20 protein-coding genes and 2 pseudogenes are annotated in these 24706 nt (G+C 61.9%); 15 read left to right on the forward strand and 7 right to left on the reverse strand.

What is annotated here, in order from left to right:
- The first annotated feature begins 662 nt into the window (after window positions 1–662).
- Entirely contained in the window at window positions 663–1415 is a 753-nt protein-coding gene (locus tag B2790_RS16385; RefSeq protein WP_286919231.1) for an RHS repeat-associated core domain-containing protein, read from the forward strand.
- A 45-nt stretch (window positions 1416–1460) separates the two neighbouring features.
- Here B2790_RS16385 and gbcA read toward each other — a convergent pair whose 3' ends face one another.
- Window positions 1461–2753: a glycine-betaine demethylase subunit GbcA gene (gene gbcA / locus B2790_RS16390; protein ID WP_075044357.1), complete on the reverse strand. Its 1293-nt coding sequence runs from the start codon at window positions 2751–2753 to the stop codon at window positions 1461–1463.
- A gap of 295 nt (window positions 2754–3048) precedes the next feature.
- On the opposite strand from gbcA, the gene gbcB reads away from it, so the two are divergent.
- Window positions 3049–4149, forward strand: a complete 1101-nt coding sequence (gene gbcB, locus B2790_RS16395; RefSeq protein WP_025337388.1) for a glycine-betaine demethylase subunit GbcB — start codon at window positions 3049–3051, stop codon at window positions 4147–4149.
- Between the two features lie 126 nt (window positions 4150–4275).
- On the opposite strand, the gene B2790_RS25045 is transcribed toward gbcB, so the two are convergent.
- Window positions 4276–5148 (reverse strand): methyl-accepting chemotaxis protein, encoded by an 873-nt coding sequence (locus tag B2790_RS25045; protein ID WP_414708596.1) that lies wholly within the window; start codon window positions 5146–5148, stop codon window positions 4276–4278.
- Window positions 5131–5901: pseudogene (locus tag B2790_RS25050) on the reverse strand (MCP four helix bundle domain-containing protein); the annotation flags it as partial. The gene B2790_RS25045 and the pseudogene B2790_RS25050, both read right to left, overlap by 18 nt.
- A 275-nt stretch (window positions 5902–6176) precedes the next feature.
- Here B2790_RS25050 and B2790_RS16405 point away from each other — a divergent pair.
- The 4 genes and pseudogenes from B2790_RS16405 to B2790_RS25060 all read left to right on the forward strand — a co-directional run bounded on the left by B2790_RS16405 (window position 6177) and on the right by B2790_RS25060 (window position 8840).
- On the forward strand, window positions 6177–6407 hold the full coding sequence (locus tag B2790_RS16405; RefSeq protein WP_025337390.1) for a hypothetical protein: 231 nt from the start codon (window positions 6177–6179) through the stop codon (window positions 6405–6407).
- On the forward strand, window positions 6404–6706 hold the full coding sequence (locus B2790_RS16410) for a cell division protein ZapA (protein WP_003257516.1): 303 nt from the start codon (window positions 6404–6406) through the stop codon (window positions 6704–6706). Before B2790_RS16405 ends, B2790_RS16410 begins: the two co-directional genes overlap by 4 nt.
- Before the next feature lie 241 nt (window positions 6707–6947).
- Window positions 6948–7976, forward strand: a pseudogene (locus tag B2790_RS25055) (HAMP domain-containing protein); the annotation flags it as partial.
- Between the two features lie 135 nt (window positions 7977–8111).
- Window positions 8112–8840 (forward strand): methyl-accepting chemotaxis protein, encoded by a 729-nt coding sequence (locus B2790_RS25060; protein WP_371257959.1) that lies wholly within the window; start codon window positions 8112–8114, stop codon window positions 8838–8840.
- Between the two features lie 106 nt (window positions 8841–8946).
- Here the strand turns inward: B2790_RS25060 and B2790_RS16420 are convergent, their stop codons facing one another.
- Window positions 8947–9987 (reverse strand): low specificity L-threonine aldolase, encoded by a 1041-nt coding sequence (locus B2790_RS16420; protein WP_286919234.1) that lies wholly within the window; start codon window positions 9985–9987, stop codon window positions 8947–8949.
- A gap of 337 nt (window positions 9988–10324) precedes the next feature.
- Here B2790_RS16420 and B2790_RS16425 point away from each other — a divergent pair, with 337 nt between their 5' ends.
- From B2790_RS16425 to fdhA, 7 genes are all read left to right on the forward strand, one after another.
- A complete protein-coding gene (locus B2790_RS16425) occupies window positions 10325–11578 on the forward strand; it encodes a serine hydroxymethyltransferase (protein ID WP_025337394.1) in 1254 nt (417 codons plus the stop codon).
- 15 nt (window positions 11579–11593) lie between these two features.
- Window positions 11594–12844, forward strand: coding sequence for a sarcosine oxidase subunit beta family protein (locus tag B2790_RS16430; protein WP_003255680.1), 1251 nt, complete (start codon window positions 11594–11596; stop codon window positions 12842–12844).
- 14 nt (window positions 12845–12858) lie between these two features.
- Complete coding sequence (locus tag B2790_RS16435; protein ID WP_039613194.1) at window positions 12859–13194, forward strand: sarcosine oxidase subunit delta; 336 nt, start codon at window positions 12859–12861, stop codon at window positions 13192–13194.
- Window positions 13191–16208, forward strand: a complete 3018-nt coding sequence (locus tag B2790_RS16440; protein ID WP_286100873.1) for a sarcosine oxidase subunit alpha — start codon at window positions 13191–13193, stop codon at window positions 16206–16208. The genes B2790_RS16435 and B2790_RS16440 overlap by 4 nt, the downstream gene beginning before the upstream one ends.
- A gap of 180 nt (window positions 16209–16388) precedes the next feature.
- Complete coding sequence (locus B2790_RS16445; RefSeq protein ID WP_025337396.1) at window positions 16389–17021, forward strand: sarcosine oxidase subunit gamma; 633 nt, start codon at window positions 16389–16391, stop codon at window positions 17019–17021.
- 12 nt (window positions 17022–17033) lie between these two features.
- Window positions 17034–17891: a formyltetrahydrofolate deformylase gene (gene purU, locus B2790_RS16450; protein ID WP_025337397.1), complete on the forward strand. Its 858-nt coding sequence runs from the start codon at window positions 17034–17036 to the stop codon at window positions 17889–17891.
- A gap of 302 nt (window positions 17892–18193) precedes the next feature.
- The gene (gene fdhA, locus B2790_RS16455; RefSeq protein ID WP_003255673.1) at window positions 18194–19393 is read left to right on the forward strand and encodes a formaldehyde dehydrogenase, glutathione-independent; all 1200 of its coding nucleotides are present in this window, start codon (window positions 18194–18196) and stop codon (window positions 19391–19393) included.
- 104 nt (window positions 19394–19497) lie between these two features.
- Here fdhA and B2790_RS16460 read toward each other — a convergent pair whose 3' ends face one another.
- Window positions 19498–20430: an RHS repeat-associated core domain-containing protein gene (locus B2790_RS16460; RefSeq protein WP_286919235.1), complete on the reverse strand. Its 933-nt coding sequence runs from the start codon at window positions 20428–20430 to the stop codon at window positions 19498–19500.
- Between the two features lie 195 nt (window positions 20431–20625).
- Here B2790_RS16460 and B2790_RS16465 point away from each other — a divergent pair, with 195 nt between their 5' ends.
- A complete protein-coding gene (locus B2790_RS16465) occupies window positions 20626–21207 on the forward strand; it encodes a DUF2780 domain-containing protein (RefSeq protein WP_286919236.1) in 582 nt (193 codons plus the stop codon).
- A gap of 190 nt (window positions 21208–21397) precedes the next feature.
- Here the strand turns inward: B2790_RS16465 and B2790_RS16470 are convergent, their stop codons facing one another.
- Entirely contained in the window at window positions 21398–22747 is a 1350-nt protein-coding gene (locus B2790_RS16470) for an APC family permease (protein ID WP_085618433.1), read from the reverse strand.
- Window positions 22748–22991: 244 nt separating this feature from the next.
- Complete coding sequence (locus tag B2790_RS16475) at window positions 22992–23879, reverse strand: acyltransferase (protein WP_085591321.1); 888 nt, start codon at window positions 23877–23879, stop codon at window positions 22992–22994.
- 182 nt (window positions 23880–24061) lie between these two features.
- On the opposite strand from B2790_RS16475, the gene B2790_RS16480 reads away from it, so the two are divergent.
- Window positions 24062–24562, forward strand: coding sequence for an ATP-dependent zinc protease (locus B2790_RS16480; RefSeq protein WP_015268670.1), 501 nt, complete (start codon window positions 24062–24064; stop codon window positions 24560–24562).
- Window positions 24563–24706: the final 144 nt, after the last annotated feature.

Raw genomic sequence — 24706 nt, forward strand, 5'->3', positions numbered from 1 at the left:
ATACATAGGAGCGGCCTTGTGTTGCGATGGGCTGCGCAGCAGCCCCGGTAATCTTGATTCGTAGTCGAGATCCTGGGGCCGCGCTGCGGCCCATCGCGACACAAGGCCGCTCCGACATTCCATACACAGCCTCGATCAGGCGCTTTTGCCCACCAAATCTGTTCGCCAAGGTGTGGATAAAGTGTTGGCGCATGGCCGCAGCCCTTGTATGGCGTGGCCCCCAAGCTTTTGATCAAAAAACGATCAGTCTTATCCCGGCCTTCGCATGCAACGCACGGCAGCATCCTCCTGATTTTGCCCACAATCGCTGTTAGCCGGTCTGTGGATAATCTGTTCGGTATCTCCTGTAAGCGGCGTAGTGAAAGGCTTTGACAGACTTGTTCAAAAATTGATCAATCCCGCCAGAATCCTACGTAATGCCTGAGAATCAAGCCCTTGGGTCACTTATCAACAGGGCGATCGCAAAAACTCATGGGTTGCCCACAAACTCTGTTGGTGTCTCTGTGGACAAGATGTATGAACTCCGCTGTAGCCCAATGAACATGCGATCTTGGCTGATATGGTCAAATAATGATCAGGGGCCTACCTGACATTTTTGCTAGTACGCAAATTTCCAGCCAACCATTACCGTATCCACAGGTCTTCGTATTTGTGAATAACTCATGGCGACATACCTGCTCAATACCGATCGGCAGCAGTCTGTACTGGGTTCGCATCCCGGTGGCCCACATGTCTATGCGCCTTATGGAGTCATGAGCGCCGCCTGCGCACCAGGGCTGGCATTTTGTGGAGAGTATCGGGACCCAGTGACTGGGAATTACCCACTAGGAAATGGCCATCGTACCTATACACCCTCGCTCATGCGTTTCCAGTCACCGGACACGCAAAGCCCGTTCGACGAGGGCGGGCTCAATGCTTATGTCTACTGCCTTGGTGACCCGGTCAACCACCGCGATCCCACAGGGCAGAAGGCAGAGGATTATGTACTGCCAGTGCTGAGTATCCTTACCAACGTGCTAGGTCTGTTTATCAGCGGGCTACGATTCAGAGCTTTCGTCAAGCAGGTGGGCGCTAGTCGAAGAATTCGCGTGGAAAGCCTTTCACCGTCGATTATGCCGCCAACACGACAGGATTGGGCTTTGTCCAGCGTCAGTGCGGTCGCTGCCGTTGCGGGGTTGACCATTGGTATTGCCAGAACGGCCGATCCTGAAAACGAGTGGCAGACATGGGCGTTGGCTGCGCTGACCCTCGTGTCGCTCACAACGACGGCCTATGAGGCATGGGGGCTGGCTCAGAAGAGGCCATGGCAATCGAGCACACCTGTCCCTGTATCGCCGTCAGGATCTCCTTTGCCTACCGCTGTAAATCCGACAGATTCAGCGACCGCGATCAGAGAACAATTAACCCCATTTTAGAAATACGGATAGCGACATCTGTCGCTATCCGCTTATCCCGGGCAGTTACTGCGCCTGCACTTCTTTCAGGTAAGGCGCAGGTTCCGCGCCCAGATTGTTCAGCAGGCGCTGGCTGTACCAATCGATGAAGTTCACCACACCAAACTCGTAGGTCTTCGAGTAAGGCCCAGGCTGATACGCAGTGGAGTTGATTCCACGCTGGTTCTCTTCAGCCAAACGACGGTCCTGGTCGTTGGTGGCGTCCCACACCTTGCGCATGTTCTCGGGGTTGTAGTCCACACCCTCCACGGCATCCTTGTGCACCAGCCACTTGGTAGTGACCATGGTTTCCTGGGCGCTGATCGGCCACACGGTGAACACGATCATGTGGTCGCCCATGCAGTGGTTCCAGGAGTGCGGCAGGTGCAGGATGCGCATCGAGCCCAGGTCCGGGTTCTGGATACGACCCATCAGCTTCTGGCAGGCTTGCTTGCCGTCCATGGTCATCGACACGGTGCCCTTGAGCAGCGGCATGCGCACGATACGGTTACGCAGGCCATGGCTCTTGTGCAGGTACGGGATCTTCTCGGCTTCCCAGGCGGCGGCGGAGGCAGCCACGTGGTCCTTGAACTCCTGGCTGGCGCGCGGGTCGTTGGTGTCGTCCCATTCCAGCAGGGTTTGCAGCAGCTCCGGGTGCGAACCGTTGCAGTGGTAGCACTCGCGGTTGTTTTCCAGCACCAGCTTCCAGTTGGCCTTTTCCATCAAGGTGGTCTGTACCGCCACCTTAGTGTTTTCCATGTCGTACGGTTCCATGTAGTGGTCCAAGGTGGCCAGGAACTCGTCGATGGCAGGCGGGTTTTCCGCCAGGCTGATGAAGATGTAGCCGCCGGCGACCTTCACGTTCACAGGCTTCAGGCCATACTGGTTCATGTCGAAGTCGGCACCCATTTCGGTACCGGCGAACAGCAGGCGGCCGTCCAGCTCGTAGGTCCACTGGTGGTACGGGCAGACCAGCTTGGCCACCTTGCCCTTGTCGCTGACGCACAGGCGCGAACCGCGGTGGCGGCAGACGTTGTGGAAGGCGTGCACCTTACCTTCGGCGCCACGCACCACGATGATCGGGTTCTTGCCGATCTGCAGGGTGATGTAGTTGCCCTTGGCCGGGATCTCGCAGGTCATGCCGGCGATCAGCCACTCCTTGTGGAAGATCTCCTGCATGTCGATCTGGAACAGACGCTCGTCGGTGTAGAAAGGCTGGGGCAGCGAGTAGGTGCGCTCGCGGGTCTGCAGCATCTCGGCGGTGGCCTTGCGTGCAGGTTCCAGTGGATCGCCCAGGCTCAGGGTTGCGGTGACGTCCATCGTGTATTCCTCGGGGCCGTGTGCGGCCGGCAAAAGGTGGCTAATCGTTGTTGTGGTGCCGCAAGGCTGCTTATCAAGAAACAGCTGGTTGTTTTGCCGTGGAGTGTGCGTCCGAAGGCGTCATGAACCGTATCCATGGGCGACATGGCCGATTTGAATTACGACGCGCCAGCCCTTGCAGCGCGGGGCTGGTCGCGATAAGCACGCCGATGTCGCTGGCAGGAATGTACGTCGTCTTCAGCTTGCGCATTATCCAAGCCATAAAAAGGCCAATAGTCGGCTGCTGGAGATGAACATGTCCGATACCTTCCTCAATCCGGTCACTACCCAGACCTGGGCCAACGGCCGCCACATCGTGCGCTGCGTCAAGGTCATCCAGGAGACCTGGGACGTGCGCACGTTCTGCTTCATGGCCGATCAGCCGATCATGTTCTTCTTCAAGCCGGGGCAGTTCGTCACCCTGGAGCTGGAGATCGAAGGCAAGCCGGTGATGCGTTCCTACACCATCTCCAGTTCACCGTCGGTGCCCTACAGCTTCTCGATCACCGTCAAGCGTGTACCGGGCGGCCTGGTGTCCAACTTCCTCCACGACACCATGCACGAAGGCGCCGAGCTGCCGGTGCACGGCCCGGTGGGGCTGTTCAACGCCATCGACTTCCCGGCGCAGAAGGTGCTGTACCTCTCGGGCGGTGTCGGGATCACCCCGGTCATGTCGATGGCGCGCTGGTTCTACGACACCAACGGCAATGTCGACATGGTGTTCGTGCACAGCGCCCGTTCGCCGAAGGACATCATCTACCACCGCGAGCTGGAGCAGATGGCCTCGCGCATCCCCAATTTCAGCTTGCACATCATTTGTGAAAAGCATGGCCTGGGTGAGCCGTGGGCGGGTTATCGCGGTTACCTCAACCAGCGCCTGATGGAGCTGATCGCGCCGGACTACATGGACCGCGTGGTGTTCTGCTGCGGCCCGACGCCATACATGACTGCGGTCAAGCGCATGCTCGAAGCAGTCGGCTTCGACATGAAGAACTATCACGAGGAATCGTTCGGCGCGACGCCGCCCGAGGCCAAGGCCGATGCGGTGGAGCATGCCGAGCAGGCTGCCGACGCGCCGGAACTGGATGTGGCCGACCTCAACCTGGTGGAGTTCATCGGCAGCGAGAAGAGCATCCGTATCGCTCCGGGCGAGACCGTGCACGCGGCGGCTGCCAAGGTTGGCCTGATGATCCCGAAAGCCTGCGGCATGGGCATTTGCGGCACCTGCAAGGTGCTCAAGCTGGGCGGCGAAGTGGAGATGGAACACAACGGCGGCATTACCGAAGAGGACGAAGCCGAGGGCTACATCCTGTCGTGCTGCAGCGTGCCGAAAGGGGATGTGCGGATCGATTACTGATCCGGCTATGCAGGGGGCTGCCTTGCAGCTCATCGCCGGCAAGCGCGGCTCCCACAGGTACTGCGCTTGCGGTCGGTGTGGGAGCCGCGCTTGCCGGCGATGGGCCGCAAAGCGGCCCCAGCTTCTTCAGGTGCGGAAACGGGCTACGAGGCCGTTGAGGTCTACAGCAAGGCGCGACAACTCCGCACTCGCCGCACTGGTCTGATGCGCCCCGGTAGCACTCTGCACCGACAGGTCATTGATGTTCACCAGGTTGCGATCCACTTCCCGTGCCACCTGCGCCTGCTCTTCCGCCGCGCTGGCAATCACCAGGTTACGCTCGTTGATCTGCGCCACCGCCCCGGCAATGGTGTCCAGCGCCATGCCTGCGCCACGGGCAATGTTCAGGGTGGATTCGGCACGCTCGGTGCTGGTGCGCATCGATTCCACCGCTTCTTCCGTACCGCCCTGAATACTGCCGATCATTCGCTCGATCTCGCTGGTCGACTGCTGGGTACGATGAGCCAGCGCCCGCACCTCATCCGCCACCACGGCAAAGCCCCGGCCCGCCTCACCGGCACGTGCCGCCTCGATCGCGGCGTTCAGCGCCAGCAGGTTGGTCTGGTCGGCCAGGCCACGGATCACGTCCAGCACCTTGCCGATATCGCGCGACTGTTCGGCCAGGTGAGTGATCAGTTTGGCAGTGGCCTGCACATCGCCACTCATGCGCTCGATGGCACCCACGGTCTCCATCACCAGGTCACGTCCATCACCGGTGGAGCGGCTGGCTTCACTGGACGCTTCCGAGGTGCTCACGGCATTGCGCGCCACTTCTTCCACGGCGCTGGTCATTTCAGTTACCGCAGTGGCAGCCTGCTCGATCTCGTTGTTCTGCTGCTGCAGGCCACGGGCACTTTCGTCGGTGACGGCATTCAACTCTTCGGCCCCCGAGGCCAGCTGGGTGGCGGAGCCGGCGATCTGTTGCAGGGTATCGCGCAGCTTGTCCTGCATGCGGGCCATGGCACGCAGCAGGCGGGCGGCTTCGTCGGTGCCTTCGGCGCGGATGACGTGGGTCAGGTCGCCGTCGGCGACCTGTTCGGCGCTTTTGAGTGCTTCTTCGATCGGCTTGACGATACTGCGGGTCAGCAGCAAGGCGCAGACGAAAGTCAGCACGGTGGCGGCGACCAGCAGGCCGATCACCAGGGCGAAGGCCGCGGCGTACTGGTTGGCGGCCTTCTCGTTGGTGGCGCGGGTCTGGTCCGTGTTGATGCGCACCAGGGTGTCCATGACCTTGTTGATCTGTTCGGAGTTGGCCAGCAGGTCGCGGTTGAGCAGGTCGCGCAGTTCGTCGGCGCGGTCGGCCTGGCTCAGGCTGCGCATGCGCGACTCAAGTTGGCGGTACTGGTTGAGCAACTGGCCGTACTGGTCGAACGCAGCCTGTTCGTCGGCGGCGCCGATCAACGGCAGGTAGGCCTGGCGTGCACGGTCGATCTGGCTGTTGCGCTCGTCCAGCAGGCTCAGGGTTTCGCGCTGGGTAGCCGGCTCGCGGTTGAGCAGCAGGCGGTAGGAGAGGGTGCGCATGCGCAGGTTCAGGGCGGTGAGTTCGTCGAGGATCTTGATGCTGGGCACGCTGACCTGTTCGATGACGACGCCGGCCTGGCGGATGTTGCCCATCTGGATGAGGGAGAAGATGCCGAGGCCAAGCATCAGCAGGCCGATGAGCGCGAAGCCGAGCAGCGCGCGCGGGGCGATGTTCATATTACGTAGAGACATGAAGGGACGATCCAGGCAAAGGGAAAAGGGTGCGCAAAGTGCGACAGAACATGACTTGCCGGGCTATCGGTTGTGACTGCTCAGTCTTGAGTGCTGTTGGCGAAAATTGTGAGGTTGCTAACCTTTTCCTGACCGGCGGTTGACCCATGTCGGAACAAGGGGGTGGTTCCTCTGTCAATCTGCGGGTTAGACACCTTGTGAATCCGATATTTAATGGCGATGGGCCGCACTTTTCTTTATCGTGTGCGCCCCTCGCAACAACCTGAGATAGACCCATGCTGGAAGCTTCCCTGAACCAAATCGAGCAACTGGTCAGCGACCTGATGCAGAAGAACGCTCAACTCACCGAGCAGAACACCGCCCTCGGCCAGGAACTGGCCCAGGCCAAGGAAGAGAACGAAACCCTGCAACTGTCGCTGATGGAGCAGGAAGAGAAGAACGGCAGCACCGCCGCACGCCTGCAGGCCCTGCTCGAGCGCGCCAACGCCGGCGTCGTAGGCGCATGACACTGCGAGCGCAGCCGATCAATGTCGTGTCGATCCTCGGCAATGACTATTCGATCAAGGCGCCTGAAGGCCAGGAAGCGACCCTGGCCCAGGCGGTGCAGATGCTCAACACCGCCCTGGCCCAGACCAAGCGTCAGTACCCGACCCTGATCGGCGACAAGCTGCTGGTGCTGGCCGCGCTGAACCTGTGTTCGCGGCAGATCGAACTGCAGGATGAGCACCGCAAGACGCTGGAGCGTACGCAGGCGCAGATCGACGCCACGGTGGACGCCATCGTGCGGACCATAGCCGAGCAATGACGGCCTGATGCCGAGATCCCTGTGTGGGGGGCATGCTTGCGAAACACCGGCGCCGCCGGTGCCAGCCACCGCGTTGAATTCTTCGCGGGCATGCCCGCTCCCACAGGATCAGTGCTGTTGTTCTAGATCACTGGATTAACTGGATACGCAGGTGTATACACTTTCCGCAAAACAATAATTATGCGGGGAGTAGGGCATGCGTATCTGGCGTAAGAGCATCCAGTGGCAGTTGATCACCAGCATGGGGGCCGCTCTGTTGGCGAGCATCCTGGTGGTGGTCATCATTTTCACGGTGGCGTTAAACCGCCTCACCGAACGCTACCTGGTCGATACTGCGCTGCCCGCCAGCATCGAGGCCATCCGCAACGACATCGAGCGCATGCTCGGCCAGCCGCTGGTGGCGGCGGCGGATATTGCCGGCAACACCCTGCTGCGCGACTGGCTTGCCGCCGGTGAAGACCCCGCCCAGGCCGCTCCATTCATCGAATACCTGACCGCCGCCAAGCAGCGCAACCAGGCCTTCACCACCTTGTTCGTCTCGACCGAAACCGGTCACTACTACAACGAGAATGGACTGGACCGTACCCTTAGCCGCAGCAATCCCAAGGACAAATGGTTCTACGGCTACATCGACAGCGGCGCCGAACGCCTGATCAACATCGACATCGACGGTGCCACCGGCGAACTCGCGCTGTTCATCGACTATCGCGTGGAAAAGGACGGCCAACTGGTCGGTGTGGCTGGCATGGGCCTGCGCATGACCGAACTGTCGAAGCTGATTCATGACTTCAAATTTGGCGAGCACGGCAAGGTGTTCCTGGTGCGTAACGATGGTCTGATCCAGGTTCATCCGGACGCTGCCTTCAGCGGCAAACGCCAGCTCACCGAACAGCTCGGCGCGGATGCCGCCAAGGTGCTGATGACCGGCGGCGAAGGCCTGCGCAGCAGCCGCTTCAGCCGTGACGGCGAAAGCTACCTGGCGCTCGGCCTGCCCCTGCGCGACCTCAACTGGACCCTGGTGGCCGAGGTGCCCGAGGAGGAAATCTACGCGCCGATGCACCAGGCGGTATGGCTGACCAGCCTGATCGGTGGTGCGGTGGCCCTGGTGTCGCTGCTGCTGGTGGTGCTGCTGGCGCGTGGCCTGGTGCGGCCGATCCGCCGCGTCACAGCGGCGCTGGTGCAGATTGGCAGTGGCGCGGGCGACCTCAGCCACCGACTGGACGATTCACGCCAGGACGAACTGGGCGACCTGGCGCGTGGCTTCAACCGCTTCCTCGACAGCCAGCGCCGGTTGATCGGCGAGGTATTGCACACCTCCGAGCGGCTGCACCTGGCGGTCGAGCAGGTGACACAGGTGGTGGACAACACCGCCGAGCGTTCCGGGCGCCAGCAGGAAATGACCGAAATGGTCGCTACCGCCGTGCACGAAATGGGTTTGACCGTGCAGGACATTGCCCGCAATGCCGGTGATGCGGCCCAGGCCTCGCAGTCGGCGCGGGACGAAGCCCTGCAGGCGCGTGAGGTGGTGCAACGCTCGATCCGTGGTATCGAGGGGATGTCGGGTGATATCGGCAAGGCGGCCGATGCAGTCAGCCAGCTTGCCGATGAAGTAGCCTCGATCGACGAAGTTCTTGCGGTTATCCGTAGCATTTCCGAGCAAACCAACCTGCTGGCGCTGAATGCCGCCATCGAAGCGGCCAGGGCAGGCGAGATGGGTCGTGGGTTTGCCGTGGTGGCTGATGAGGTGCGTACCTTGGCCCGGCGCACCCAGCTGTCCACCGACGAAGTGCAGCAGATGATCCAGCGCTTGAAGCAGGGCGCGGGGTCGGCTGTGAGTTCGATGCAGGCGGGGCAGCAAGCGACGGGTAGCGGCGTGGAGTCGAGCCAGCGCACCGGGGCGTCATTGGGGGCGATCACTGACCAGGTGGAGCACATCAGCGACATGAACCATCAGGTGGCTACTGCGACCGAAGAGCAGTCGGCGGTGACCGAGGAGATCAATCGCACGGTGCAGGGGATTTCTGACCTTGCTCGGGAGACCGCGGCGGAGGTGCAGGGCTGTCGCGAGGAGTGCCAGGCGCTGCGTGGCTTGGCGGATGACCTGGCGCGGCAGATGGGTGGGTTCAGGCTTTAGATCAGTGTTGGCTTCTTCGCGGGCTTGCCCGCTCCCACAGGTACTGCACAGCTCTCGACGGCTGCGATACTCCTGTGGGAGCGGGCATGCCCGCGAATGCGGCCTGTCAGGTGCTGATGATGGCGCGGATATCCGCCGCCAGCTCGCGCACCCGCTCTTCCTCGGTATCCCACGAGCACATGAACCGCGCCCCGCCACTGCCAATGAAGGTATAGAACCGCCACCCCCTGCCGCGCAGTGCTTCGATCGCGTGCTCCGGCATCTGCAGGAACACCCCGTTGGCCTCAACCGGGAACATCAGCTCCACCCCCTGCAAGTCACTCACCAGCGAGGCGAGCAACTGCGCACAATGGTTGGCATGCGCGCCATGGCGCAGCCAGGCGCCATCTTCTAGCAGGCCCACCCAAGGCGCCGACAGGAAGCGCATCTTCGATGCCAGCTGCCCGGCCTGCTTGCAGCGGTAGTCGAAGTCCTCGGCCAGTTGGCGGTTGAAGAACAGGATCGCCTCGCCCACCGCCATGCCGTTCTTGGTGCCGCCAAAGCACAGCACATCGACGCCGGCCTTCCAGGTCAGCTCTGCCGGGCTGCAGCCCAGGAACGAACAGGCATTGCTGAAGCGTGCGCCGTCCATGTGCAGGTTCAGCCCCAGCTCCTTGCAGGTAGCGCTGATCGCTTTCAGCTCGTCGGGGCGATAGACGGTGCCCACCTCGGTGGCCTGGGTAATGGTCACCACCCGTGGCTTGGGGTAGTGGATGTCCTGGCGCTTCAGCGCCACTTCGCGGATCGACTGCGGTGTCAGCTTGCCGTTGACGCTGGGCGCGGTCAGCAGCTTGGAGCCGTTGGAGAAGAACTCCGGCGCACCGCACTCGTCGGTTTCGACGTGGGCGGTCTCGGAGCAGATCACGCTGTGGTAGCTCTGGCACAGCGAGGCCAGGGCCAGGGAGTTGGCGGCGGTGCCGTTGAAGGCGAAAAACACCTCGCAGTCGGTTTCGAACAGCTTGCGGAAGTATTCCGCGGCGCGTTCGGTCCACTGGTCGTCGCCATAGGCGCGGTCGTGGCCATGGTTGGCCTTTTCCATCGCTGCCCAGGCTTCGGGGCAGATGCCGGAATAGTTGTCGCTGGCGAATTGTTGGCTCTTATCTGTCATGACACTGTCCTGTGAACGACGCAGAACAGCACTCTAAACCATCGATTCAGCAGTTGCCTATACAAGCTGTGCATGGGCTGATGGCTGTGTTGTCTGTGCCGGCCTCTTCGCGGGCACGCCCGCTCCCACAAGGACCGCGCAGGCCAGGAACCATGGGCCTGTGCAGATCCCTGTGGGAGCGGGCGTGCCCGCGAAGAAGCCAACACCGCAACGAATGTCGTAAACGCGCCATTGCAAGGCGTGCGCAGGCATCTGACCCGCCCCGGCCAGTCATAACATCGCCACAAAGGGCCACAGTGCCCCACGACAAAAAATGATCGCTGCCGGGAGATACACGATGTTCAGCAAGCAAGACCAGATCCAGGGTTACGACGATGCACTGCTGGCGGCGATGAATGCCGAAGAACAGCGCCAGGAAGACCACATCGAGCTGATCGCCTCGGAAAACTACACCTCCAAGCGCGTGATGCAGGCCCAAGGCAGCGGCCTGACCAACAAGTACGCCGAAGGCTACCCAGGCAAGCGCTATTACGGTGGCTGCGAGCACGTGGACAAGGTAGAAGCCCTGGCCATCGAGCGCGCCAAGCAGCTGTTCGGTGCCGACTACGCCAACGTCCAGCCGCACTCCGGCTCCTCGGCCAACGGTGCCGTCTACCTGGCCCTGCTGCAGGCTGGTGACACCATCCTCGGCATGAGCCTGGCCCACGGCGGCCACCTGACCCACGGCGCCAAGGTGTCGTCCTCGGGCAAGCTGTACAACGCTGTGCAATACGGCATCGACACCAACACCGGCCTGATCGACTACGACGAAGTCGAGCGCCTGGCTGTCGAGCACAAGCCGAAAATGATCGTTGCCGGCTTCTCGGCCTACTCCAAGACCCTCGACTTCCCACGCTTCCGCGCCATCGCCGACAAGGTCGGTGCGCTGCTGTTCGTCGACATGGCCCACGTAGCCGGCCTGGTTGCCGCTGGCCTGTACCCGAACCCGATCCCGTTCGCCGATGTGGTTACCACCACCACCCACAAGACCCTGCGCGGCCCCCGTGGCGGCCTGATCCTGGCCAAGTCGAACGAAGAGATCGAGAAGAAGCTGAACGCCGCGGTGTTCCCTGGCGCCCAGGGCGGCCCGCTGATGCACGTTATCGCCGCCAAGGCCGTGTGCTTCAAGGAAGCACTGGAGCCTGAATTCAAGGCCTACCAGCAACAAGTGATCGAAAACGCCCAGGCCATGGCCCAGGTGTTCATCGACCGCGGCTACGACGTGGTTTCCGGTGGCACCGACAACCACCTGTTCCTGGTAAGCCTGATCCGCCAGGGCCTCACCGGCAAAGATGCCGACGCCGCCCTGGGCCGCGCGCACATCACCGTCAACAAGAATGCCGTGCCGAATGACCCGCAGTCGCCATTCGTCACCTCGGGCCTGCGTATCGGCACCCCGGCCGTCACCACCCGCGGCTTCAAGGTCGCTCAGTGCGTGGCCCTGGCCGGCTGGATCTGCGACATCCTCGACAACCTCGGTGACGCAGACGTCGAAGCCGATGTGGCGAAGAACGTCGCGGCCCTGTGCGCAGATTTCCCTGTTTACCGCTGAGTGGAGTCACACACCATGCAACGTTACTCGGGCTTCGGCCTTTTCAAGCACTCCCTCAGCCACCACGAGAACTGGCAGCGCATGTGGCGCACGCCAACCCCTAAAAAGGTCTACGACGTGGTTATCGTCGGCGGTGGCGGCCATGGCCTGGCCACGGCCTACTACCTGGCCAAGGAACATGGCATCACCAACGTTGCCGTGATCGAGAAGGGTTACCTGGGCGGCGGCAACACCGCCCGTAACACCACCATCGTGCGTTCCAACTACCTGTGGGACGAGTCGGCGCACCTGTACGAGCACGCCATGAAGCTGTGGGAGGGCCTGTCCCAGGACCTCAACTACAACGTGATGTTCTCCCAGCGCGGCGTGTACAACCTGTGCCACACCCTGCAGGACATGCGTGACTCCGAGCGTCGGGTCAGCGCCAACCGCCTGAATGGCGTGGATGGCGAGCTGCTCAACACCGCCCAGGTCGCGGCCGAGATCCCGTACCTGGACTGCTCGAAGAACACCCGCTACCCGATCCTCGGTGCCACCGTGCAGCGCCGTGGCGGCGTGGCCCGTCACGACGCCGTGGCCTGGGGCTTCGCCCGTGCCGCCGACGCCCTGGGCGTGGACCTGATCCAGCAGACCGAAGTGATCGGCTTCCGCAAGGAAAACGGCGCGGTCATCGGTGTGGAAACCAACAAAGGCTTCATCGGCGCCAAGCGCGTCGGCGTGGTCACCGCCGGTAACTCCGGGCACATGGCCAAGCTGGCCGGCTTCCGCCTGCCGCTGGAATCGCACCCGCTGCAAGCACTGGTATCCGAGCCGATCAAGCCGATCATCGACAGCGTGATCATGTCCAACGCCGTGCACGGCTACATCAGCCAGTCCGACAAGGGCGACCTGGTGATCGGTGCCGGTATCGACGGCTGGGTCGGCTACGGCCAGCGCGGTTCGTACCCGGTGATCGAGCACACCCTGCAGGCCATCGTCGAGATGTTCCCCAACCTCTCGCGCGTGCGCATGAACCGCCAGTGGGGCGGCATCGTCGATACCTCGCCGGACGCTTGCCCGATCATCACCAAGACCCCGGTCAAGAACATGTTCTTCAACTGCGGTTGGGGTACTGGCGGCTTCAAGGCGACCCCCGGTTCGGGCAACGTCTTCGCCGCGAGCCTGGCCAAGGGCGAAATGCACCCACTGGCCGCGCCGTTCTCCATGGACCGTTTCTACAACGGCGCACTGATCGACGAACACGGCGCCGCCGCCGTCGCCCACTAACCGGAGACACCGTCATGTTGCATATTTTCTGTCCCCACTGCGGCGAGCTGCGCTCCGAAGAAGAGTTCCACGCCTCTGGCCAGGCGCACATCGCCCGCCCGCTGGACCCCAACGCCTGCTCCGACGAGGAGTGGGGTACCTACATGTTCTACCGTGACAACCCACGCGGTATTCACCACGAACTGTGGGACCACGTTGCCGGCTGCCGCCAGTACTTCAACGTCACCCGCGACACCGTGACCTACGAGATTCTGGAAACCTACAAGATTGGCGAGAAGCCGCAAGTGACCGCCAGCGGCAAGCAGAGCAGCGCCGCGTCGACCGTCAAAGGCCAAGGGGAAAAAGTATGAGCCAGACCTATCGCCTCGCCAGCGGCGGCCGTATCGACCGCAGCAAGGTCCTGAACTTCACTTTCAACGGCAAGACCTACCAAGGTTATGCCGGTGACAGCCTGGCCGCCGCATTGCTGGCCAACGGCGTCGACATCGTCGGCCGCAGCTTCAAGTATTCGCGCCCACGCGGCATCATCGCCGCTGGTACCGAAGAGCCGAACGCCATCCTGCAGATCGGCTCCAGCGAAGCCACCCAGATCCCCAACGTGCGTGCCACCCAGCAGGCGCTGTACGCCGGTCTTGTAGCTACCAGCACCAACGGCTGGCCGAACGTCAACAACGACGTCATGGGCATCCTGGGCAAAGTTGGCGGCAGCATGATGCCGCCGGGCTTCTACTACAAAACCTTCATGTACCCGAAATCGTTCTGGATGACTTACGAGAAGTACATCCGCAAAGCCGCAGGCCTTGGCCGCGCGCCGCTGCAGAACGACCCGGACAGCTACGACTACATGAACCAGCACTGCGACGTGCTGATCGTCGGCGCCGGCCCTGCCGGCCTGGCCGCTGCCCTGGCCGCTGGCCGCAGCGGTGCCCGCGTGATCCTGGCTGACGAGCAGGAAGAGTTCGGCGGCAGCCTGCTCGACACCCGCGAAACCCTCGACGGCAAGCCTGCTGCCGATTGGGTCAGCGCCGTGGTCAAAGAGCTGGAAAGCCTGCCGGAAGTAACCCTGCTGCCACGTGCCACGGTCAACGGCTACCACGACCATAACTTCCTGACCATCCACGAGCGCCTCACCGACCACCTCGGCGACCGCGCCCCGATCGGCCAGGTACGCCATCGCGTGCACCGCGTCCGCGCCAAGCGCGTGGTGCTGGCTGCCGGCGCCCACGAGCGCCCGCTGGTGTACGGCAACAACGACCTGCCGGGCAACATGCTGGCCGGTGCCGTGTCCACCTACGTACGCCGCTATGGCGTGGCCCCGGGCCGCAAGCTGGTGCTGTCGACCAACAACGACCACGCCTACCGCGCCGCGCTGGACTGGCACGACGCCGGCCTGCAAGTGGTCGCCATTGCCGACGCCCGCCACAACCCGCGTGGCTCGCTGGTTGAAGAAGCACGTGCCAAAGGCATCCGCATCCTCACCTCCAGCGCCGTGATCGAGGCCAAGGGCAGCAAGCACGTCACCGGCGCCCGCGTGGCCGCCATCGATGTGCAGGCACACAAGGTCACCAGCCCTGGCGAAACCCTCGAGTGCGACCTGATCGCCACCTCCGGCGGCTACAGCCCGATCGTGCACCTGGCTTCGCACCTGGGCGGTCGCCCGGTATGGCGTGAAGACATCCTCGGCTTCGTGCCGGGCGATGCCCCGCAGAAACGCGAATGCGTGGGTGGCATCAACGGCGTCTACGCCCTGGGCGACGTGATCGCCGATGGCTTCGAAGGCGGCGTTCGCGCAGCCACCGAAGCGGGCTTCAAGGCCACCGTTGGCAGCCTGCCGAAAACCGTTGCGCGCAAGGAAGAGGCCACCGTGGCGCTGTTCCAGGTGCCGCACGACAAGGGCACTGCCCGTGCACCCAAGCAGTTCGTCGACCAGCAGAACGACGTCACCGCGGCCGCCATCGAACTGGCCACCCGCGAAGGCTTCGAGTCGGTCGAGCACGTAAAACGCTACACCGCGCTGGGCTTCGGTACCGACCAGGGCAAACTGGGCAACATCAACGGCCTGGCCATTGCCGCCCGTTCGATCGGCATTACCATCCCGGAAATGGGCACCACCATGTTCCGCCCCAACTACACGCCGGTTACCTTCGGTGCAGTAGCGGGCCGTCACTGTGGCCACCTGTTCGAGCCCGTACGCTTCACCGCCCTGCATGCCTGGCACGTGAAGAATGGCGCCGAGTTCGAAGACGTCGGCCAGTGGAAGCGCCCATGGTACTTCCCGAAAGCCGGTGAAGACATCCACGCCGCCGTGACCCGTGAATGCAAGGCCGTGCGCGACAGCGTGGGCCTGCTGGACGCCTCGACCCTGGGCAAGATCGACATCCAGGGCCCGGATGCGCGTGAGTTCCTCAACCGCATCTACACCAACGCCTGGACCAAGCTCGACGTGGGCAAGGCCCGCTATGGCCTGATGTGCAAGGAAGACGGCATGGTCTTCGACGACGGCGTGACCGCCTGCGTCGGCGACAACCACTTCATCATGACCACCACCACCGGCGGCGCCGCCCGCGTGCTGCAGTGGATGGAGCTGTACCACCAGACCGAATGGCCGGAACTGAAGGTGTACTTCACCTCGGTCACCGACCACTGGGCCACCATGACCCTGTCCGGCCCCAACAGCCGCAAGCTGCTGAGCGAGCTGACCGACATCGACATGGACAAGGAAGCCTTCCCGTTCATGACCTGGAAGGAAGGCAACGTCGGCGGCGTACCGGCCCGGGTGTTCCGTATCTCGTTCACCGGCGAGCTGTCGTACGAAGTCAACGTGCAGGCCAACTACGCCATGGGCGTGCTGGAACAGATCATCGAGGCAGGCAAGAAGTACAACCTGACCCCGTACGGTACCGAGACCATGCACGTACTGCGTGCCGAGAAGGGCTTCATCATCGTTGGCCAGGACACCGATGGCTCGATGAACCCGGACGACCTGAACATGAGCTGGTGCGTGGGCCGTAACAAGCCGTTCTCGTGGATCGGCCTGCGTGGCATGAACCGCGAAGACTGCCTGCGCGACAACCGCAAGCAACTGGTAGGTCTGAAGCCGGTCGACCCGAACCAGTGGCTGCCGGAAGGCGCCCAGCTGGTGTTCGACCCGAAACAGCCGATCCCGATGGATATGGTTGGCCACGTCACCTCCAGCTACGCGTCCAACTCCCTGGGCTACTCGTTCGCCATGGGTGTGGTCAAAGGCGGCCTCAAGCGCATGGGCGAGCGCGTCTACTCGCCGCAGGCGGATGGCAGCGTGATCGAGGCGGAGATCGTGTCTTCGGTGTTCTTCGATCCGAAGGGTGAGCGGCAGAACGTTTGACTCCGGGCCCTGTGGGGGCAGGCCAGGCCTCATCGCCGGCAAGCCGGGCTCCCACAGGATCGATGCAGCTTTGAAGGTTGGCAAGGTCCCTGTGGGAGCTGGCTTGCCGGCGATGAGGCCGGTAGCCCCAACACACAAGCTGCGTCGCATCGACGAACAAGAATTCAAGGCAGGTAAGAAATGAGCGCTATCAACGTCTTCCAGCAAAACCCCGGCGCCGAGGCCAAGGCCCAGTCGCCACTGCACCACGCCGACCTGGCCAGCCTGGTTGGCAAAGGCCGCAAGAACGCAGGCGTGACCCTGCGTGAACGCAAGTTCCTCGGCCACCTGACCATCCGTGGCGACGGCCACAACCCGGAATTCGCCGCCGGCGTGCACAAGGCCCTGGGCCTGGAGCTGCCAGTGGCCCTGACCGTGGTCGCCAACAACGAAATGTCGCTGCAATGGGTCGGCCCCGACGAGTGGCTGCTGATCGTGCCAGGCGGCCAGGAACTGGCGGTCGAGCAGAAACTGCGCGCAGCCCTCGAAGGCCAGCACATCCAGGTGGTCAACGTCAGCGGCGGGCAGAGCCTGCTGGAACTGCGCGGCCCGAACGTGCGCGAAGTGCTGATGAAATCCACCAGCTATGATGTTCACCCGAACAACTTCCCGGTGGGCAAGGCAGTCGGCACCGTGTTCGCCAAGTCGCAACTGGTGATTCGCCGCACCGCCGAAGACACCTGGGAGCTGGTGATTCGCCGCAGCTTCGCCGACTACTGGTGGCTGTGGCTGCAGGACGCTTCGGCCGAGTACGGCCTGAGCATCGAGGCTTAAGGAGAACAGAACATGAGTCGGGCACCGGATACCTGGATTCTCACCGCCGACTGCCCGAGCATGCTCGGCACCGTCGACGTGGTGACGCGTTACCTCTTCGAGCAGCGCTGCTACGTGACGGAGCACCACTCCTTCGATGACCGGCAGTCGGGGCGATTCTTCATTCGCGTGGAGTTCCGCCAGCCGGACGATTTCGATGAAGCCGGCTTCCGCGCCGGCCTTGCCGAGCGCAGCGAGGCGTTCGGCATGGCGTTCGAGCTGACCGCACCTAACCACCGCCCCAAAGTGGTGATCATGGTGTCCAAGGCCGACCACTGCCTTAACGACCTGCTGTATCGCCAGCGTATCGGTCAGCTGGCCATGGACGTGGTCGCGGTGGTGTCCAACCACCCCGATCTCGAACCCCTGGCGCACTGGCACAAGATCCCTTACTACCACTTTGCCCTCGACCCCAAGGACAAGCCTGGGCAAGAGCGCAAGGTACTTCAGGTGATCGAGGAAACCGGCGCCGAGCTGGTGATTCTTGCGCGCTACATGCAGGTACTGTCGCCAGAGCTGTGCCGGCGCCTGGATGGCTGGGCGATCAACATTCACCACTCGTTGCTGCCAGGGTTCAAGGGCGCCAAGCCTTATCACCAGGCGTACAACAAGGGCGTGAAGATGGTTGGCGCTACGGCGCACTACATCAACAACGACCTGGACGAAGGCCCGATCATCGCCCAGGGCGTGGAGGTGGTCGACCACAGCCATTACCCCGAAGACCTGATTGCCAAAGGGCGCGACATCGAGTGCCTGACCTTGGCGCGAGCGGTGGGGTATCACATCGAGCGACGAGTGTTCCTCAACGCCAACCGGACCGTAGTTCTGTAATAACCAGTACCGGCCTCTTCGCGGGCTTGCCCGCTCCCACAGGTTCAGCGTGAACTTGAAGCCAGCGCAGGACCTGTGGGAGCGGGCAAGCCCGCGAAGAGGCCGGCACAGGTCACCCCATCCGTTCCCCCATATCCTCCAACGACAACCCTGCCGCTAAAAGGCATCTCCCTGTCGCTCCCAGTCAGTGCATCCGGCCCCATCAGGCCCACAATTCCCTGCATTCCAGTAACACATGCCGCCCACGGATGGCGGCGCGTTCAACCACCGCTGCATAAATAAAAATCAAGCGAGGTAAGAGCATGTCTGGCAATCGTGGAGTGGTATATCTCGGCGCCGGCAAGGTCGAGGTGCAGAAGATCGACTACCCGAAAATGCAGGACCCGCGCGGCAAGAAGATCGAGCACGGCGTGATCCTGAAGGTGGTCTCCACCAACATCTGCGGCTCCGACCAGCACATGGTCCGCGGCCGCACCACTGCCCAGGTCGGCCTGGTCCTGGGCCACGAAATCACCGGCGAGATCGTCGAGAAGGGCCGTGACGTCGAGCGCATGCAGATTGGCGACCTGGTCTCGGTGCCATTCAACGTCGCCTGTGGCCGCTGCCGCTCCTGCAAGGAAATGCACACCGGTGTCTGCCTCACCGTCAACCCTGCCCGCGCTGGCGGTGCCTATGGTTACGTCGACATGGGCGACTGGACCGGCGGCCAGGCCGAGTACGTGCTGGTGCCGTACGCCGACTTCAACCTGCTGAAACTGCCCGAGCGCGACAAGGCCATGGAAAAGATCCGTGACCTGACCTGCCTGTCCGACATCCTGCCGACCGGCTACCACGGTGCCGTGACTGCCGGTGTAGGCCCAGGCAGCACCGTCTACGTTGCTGGTGCCGGCCCGGTCGGTCTGGCTGCCGCTGCCTCGGCACGCCTGCTGGGCGCTGCCTGCGTCATCGTCGGCGACCTCAACCCAGCCCGCCTGGCTCACGCCAAGTCGCAGGGCTTCGAAGTGGTCGACCTGTCCAAGGACACCCCGCTGCACGAGCAGATCGTCGACATTCTCGGTGAGCCGGAAGTGGACTGCGCCGTTGACGCCGTCGGCTTCGAAGCCCGCGGCCATGGTCACGAAGGTGCCAAGCATGAAGCGCCGGCCACCGTGCTGAACTCGCTGATGCAGGTTACCCGCGTTGCCGGCAACATCGGTATTCCGGGTCTGTACGTGACCGAAGATCCGGGCGCGGTGGATGCTGCCGCCAAGATCGGCGCGCTGAGCATTCGCTTTGGCTTGGGCTGGGCCAAGTCGCATAGCTTCCACACTGGTCAGACCCCAACCATGAAGTACAACCGCCAGCTGATGCAGGCGATCATGTGGGACCGTATCAACATCGCCGAAGTGGTTGGCGTGCAGGTGATCAACCTGGATCAGGCGCCGGAAGGTTATGGCGAGTTTGATGCGGGTGTGCCGAAGAAGTTCGTGATTGACCCGCACAAGATGTGGGGCGCGGCTTGATCGCGTGATGTAACAAAGAGCCCCTCGATATGAGGGGCTTTTTTTATGGGCTGAATGGAGAACCTGTGAACCTGCTTTGGCAAGGCCCAAATCAGCGATTGGGCCTAGTTTTTTCTGATTGCCTCAAACACAAAATACAGGGCAGCCGCGCCACCACCAATAACCACAGAGGAGAAAAATATGGATCTTGCAGCAAAGTCTGAGCTGTCATTTCCTCCATATTTGGGCTTATTGAAAACCTGTTCCTGTTGAGGAACTTTGATGGGCGCCGAGATTGAATCTCGCTTTTTTGAGAGCGGGGCAGCAGCGGATATTAGAGCAGACTTCGCAGTGGTTTCAACTTTTTGTTGAGGTGCTTGCGCAAGTAAGTTCGACAGGGGCTTCACGGGGATAGCCCCAGTGTTTTTCTGTTGCCCGGCCAAGCTTTTGATGAGATTAAACGTATTGCGCGACTTGGTGCCCATGACTGCAGTTTTTCCAGTCATTCCATTGATGTTGAAGTTCCTAGCTCTTACGAGATTTTTGGTTGCGAATGACGTAAGTTTTCTAGCGAGCGCTATAAACAGGAAGGCTTCGCCGGTAGGGTCATACCGATTAATTGGATCTCCTTCACAGTAAGCAGATGGGTGCGGCCCACCTTTCCCGAATGGGCTCGTCGGGTCATCGCTGTGGAAACGCATGCGTTCAGTGCTGTATGTTCGACGTCCTGCACCCAGAGGGTAACCTTCAGTAATCGGGTCACACCGCTGCCCGTTGAACCCAAGCAACGCTAGCGTTTTTTCAATGGGCAGGTATCCATAGGGTGAGTACGCCATGGATCCAGATGCCAGTCCCAGGACTGAATTAGCAAGGTCAACTCGTAGCATCTCTGCTGATTGCAATTGATCAAGTTGAGCCAGCGCCACGTCATTTGCCCATAACACGTGACGATTGCCTTGGGTGGCTACTTCTGTTGCCAAATGATCATTTTTATAGAAATGCAGGCTCTGCCGCGACGCCAGAGCGTGTTTGATCCTGCTGGTGGAAGAGGTACTCATGATGGTGACCTGAGTGCTGATTGCTGTGTCGGCACTTTGCGCGGTCTGTAAACCCATCACAACTGGCAGTTTTAACAGGTCGAAAGCACTGAGGCGGGCAGCAAAAGTGGTCGACAGTCGGGTCGGAACAAAGCTGCGAAATCCCAGTCAAAACTCGCGTTTCCCAGGCCATCCCGGCCCACGAGGTCCCTCCCGATGAAAGCATTCACCCTGGCAACCCTGATGACCCTGGCCGCAAGCCCGGTGTTCGCCTTCAACCTCAGTGACGCCGCCAATGCCGTGTCGGCCATGCAGAACCAGAATCAGAGCCAGCAAGGCCAGGTGCAGGCACCCGAGGCGCAGGCCAATCTGCTCAACACCTTGGGCAGCCAATTGAATATCACCCCAGAGCAAGCCGTGGGCGGGGCAGGGGCCATGCTGGGGCTCGCGCGCAACAACCTGAGCTCCGACGACTACGGCCAGCTGACCAAGGCCGTACCGGGATTGGACCTGCTTGCCGGGGCCAATGCACTGGGTGGCTTGAGTGGCCTGGGTGAGTTGCTGGGCAAGAACAGCGAGAGCCAGTCGGCCTTGAGCAATGCGCTGGGCAGCAATGTGGAAAACCGCAGCGACCTGGACAATGCGTTCAAGGCGCTGGGCATGGATACCGGGATGATCGGGCAGTTTGCGCCGTTGCTGCTGCAGTACCTGGGGCAGCAGGGGATTGCCGGGTCGCTGTTGCAGAACCTGGGGAGTTTGTGGACCACTCCTGCTCCATTGACCGGGCCTTCGGTCTGAGGATTTTGCCAGCATCACAGCCTTGAAGGCTGACGCTGTACCTGTTGTGGGAGCGGCCTTGCGTCGCGAAGGGGCGCGAAGCGGCCCCAGGGTTTCGGCATAACTGCAGAGATTGCTGGGGCCGCTTTGCGGCCCTTTCGCGACGCAAGGCCGCTCCCACAAAAAAGCAGATTTGCGTCGGGTCAGCAGATCAGGTCGCTTCGGTAAAATCCACCAGCCGCACCGGGCGGCGGAAGCCGGCGGTCAGTACTGCCAGGTACGCAAGACCCAGCGCAAACCAGCACAGGCCAATCACCAAGGTAAGCGCCGACAGGCTGGTCCACAGCCACAGTGTCAGCCCCAACCCCACCAGCGGCACCAGGCCATAGCTCAGCAGCCCTTTGAGGCTGCGCTGCGAGGCATCGTCCACCAGGTGGGTCTTCACCACCGCCAGGTTCACCGCCGAAAACGCCACCAGCGCACCAAAGCTGATCAGCGAGGCAAGGGTCGCCAGGTCGATCACCAACGCCAGCAACGAGAACGCCGAAACCAGCAGAATGGCGAACACTGGCGTGCCAAAACGCGGTGACAGGTAGCCGAACGTTCGCTGCGGCAGCACCTTGTCACGGCCCATGGTGAACAGAATGCGCGACACAGCCGCCTGCGAGGCCAGCGCCGAGCCCAGGCTGCCGGCCACATAGGCCGCAGTGAAGAAGTTGGCCAGGAACTGCCCGCCCGCCTTGAACATCACCTCATTGGCCGCCGCATCGGCATTGGCAAAAGTGGTGCCCGGCAGTACCAGTTGGCTGACATAGGCCAGCACGGTGAACAGCACGCCGGCGAACAGGGTGGTGAGGATGATTGCCCGTGGCACATCGCGGCGGGCATCGCGGCATTCTTCGGCCAAGGTCGAGACAGCGTCAAAGCCGAGGAACGACAGGCACAGCACCGCCGCACCAGCCATCAGTGCGCCGAAGCCCGGCTGCGAACCGTCGCCCAGCAGTGGCGAAAGCAGGTCGAGCGGCTGGCCGGCCAGGGACTGGCAGGACAGGGCGACGAACACCACGATGAAGACGATCTGTGCGCCGACGATCAGGTTGCTGGTCTTGGCCACAGAGTGAATGCCGACCACGTTGAGCAGCGTGACCAGGGCAATCGAGGCCAGCGCGATAGACCATGCGGGGATGGCCGGGAAGGCGATGTTGAGGAACAGGCCGATCAGCAGGTAGTTGATCATCGGCAGGAACAGGTAGTCGAGCAGCAGCGACCAGCCGGCCAGGAAGCCCACGTTCGGGCCGAAGGCCATGTTGGTGTAGGAGTACGCCGAGCCCGCGACCGGGAAGCGTTTGACCATGAAGCTGTAGGAGGTGGCGGTGAACAGCATGGCCACCAGGGTGACGATATAGGCGCCGGCCGTGCGGCCACCAGTAAGTTCGGTGACGATGCCGTAAGTGGTGAAGATGGTCAGCGGGACCATGTACACCAGGCCGAAGAACACCAGAGCGGGCAGGCCGAGGACACGGCGGAGCTGGACGGGGGTGGAGCTGGGTGGGTTGGCCATCGTTCGATCCAGAGCATTTTTGTAGTTGTGCTTTGGTCGATTTTTATCCACTTAGGTGGGGTGTGACAAAGAAGTAATCCTAATGCTGATTATTAGCCAGGTTTTTAATCGGATTCTGTAATGCCTGTTCCGGCCTCTTCGCGGGCTCGCCCGCTCCCACAGGACCTGCACAGAATTCGAAAACTGTGGAGATCCTGTGGGAGCGGGCATGCCCGCGAAGAGGCCGGATCAGGCAGTAAGGATCTCAGCCCATTTCGGCCCGCAGCTGCTCGATCCGCAAGTCCTTCTCCACCCACAACTGGTTCACCCAGGCCTGCACGGTCTGCCTGAACTCAGCATCATTCTCGTAATCCCCCGCCCACAGCATCGGGTCCAGTTCACGCACACGAATGTCGATAATCACCCGGCTGATGCTGCCATTGAGCAAATCCCAGAAACCCGGCGCCTTGTTGCCGGGGTAGACGATGGTCACGTCCAGCAAGGCATCCAGCTGCTCGCCCAATGCCGCCAGCACGAACGCCACGCCACCAGCCTTGGGCTTGAGCAGGTAGCGATACGGCGATTGCTGCTGCTGACGCTTGGCTTCGGTGAAGCGTGTGCCTTCCAGGTAGTTCACCACGGTCACCGGCTGGCGCTTGAACAGTTCACAAGCAGCCTTGGTGATTTCCAGGTCCTTGCCTTTCAGCTCGGGGTGCTTCTCCAGGAAGGCCTTGCTGTAGCGCTTCATGAACGGGTAATCCAGCCCCCACCAGGCCAGGCCCAGCAGTGGTACCCAGATCAGCTCCTTCTTCAGGAAGAACTTGAAGAACGGTGTACGGCGGTTGAGGCTCTCGATCAGCGCCGGAATATCGACCCAGGTCTGGTGGTTGCTGACGGCCAGGTACGAAGTGTCCTTGCGCAGGTTCTCGACGCCGCGGATATCCCACTGGGTAGGAATGCACAGGGCAAAGATAGCCTTGTCGATCTCCGACCAGGTCTCGGCCACCCACATCACCGCCCATGAGGCATAGTCACGCCCACGCCCCGGCAGCACCAGTTTGAGCAGGGCGAAGACCAGCAGCGGGCAGATCAACACCAGGGTGTTGAGCAGCAGCAGGGTGGTAGTGAGGATGCCGGTCAGCAGGCGACGCATAAAGAGACTCTTGTTGTGGGAGATAAACGGTTGGCAATGATAAGCAGGGCAGTGGCCTACGCCAAATTTCCAGTGCCCTGCGGCGAGGACAAATGTTTCACATTATGTTGGTTAGGCTTGTGACAGCGAACCTATCCTGCCAGTGCAGTCTAAGCACTGACCCTCCTCAAGGAAGCTTGCCTGTGAAACCTCTGCTTGCCCTGTTGTCGTTGTTGGCGCTGCCGGTCATGGCCGCCGAGCCCACAATCTATGGCCGTTACGAGAACATAGCCCTGCCCGAACTGGGCGAAACCCTGAAAGCCAAGATGGATACCGGTGCCTTCACCGCGTCGCTGTCAGCCAAGGACATCGAGCTGTTCACCCGTGATGGCGACGAGTGGGTGCGCTTCCGCCTGGCTACCAAGGACTCGGACGGCAAGGTGTACGAGCACAAGGTCTCGCGCATCAGCAAGATCAAGGGCCGTGCGGATGAAGAGGAGGAAGGCGATGCGCCGGAAATCTCCAAGCGCCCGGTGGTCGACCTGGAGCTGTGCCTGGGGGATGTGAAGCGCACTGTCGAGGTCAACCTGGTGGACCGCAGCAGCTTCAACTACCCGCTGCTGGTGGGCTCCAAGGCTTTGCGCGAGTTCAAGGCGGCGGTCAACCCGGCCAAGAAGTTCACCGCTGGCAAGCCAGGCTGCTGATCGCAAGCAACCTGTACCGGCCTCTTCGCGGGCACGCCCGCTCCCACAGGGATGGCGCGTGTCCTTGTGGCTGCGGGGTATCTGGACTCCCCCCGAAAAGTTGGACAGTTTTAGGCAGTGGCCTGAATCCTGTAGCTGACAGGG

Origin of the sequence: Pseudomonas sp. UBA6753 (assembly GCF_002453565.1) — a bacterium.
In the GTDB taxonomy this organism is placed as follows: Bacteria; Pseudomonadota; Gammaproteobacteria; order Pseudomonadales; family Pseudomonadaceae; genus Aquipseudomonas; species Aquipseudomonas putida_Z.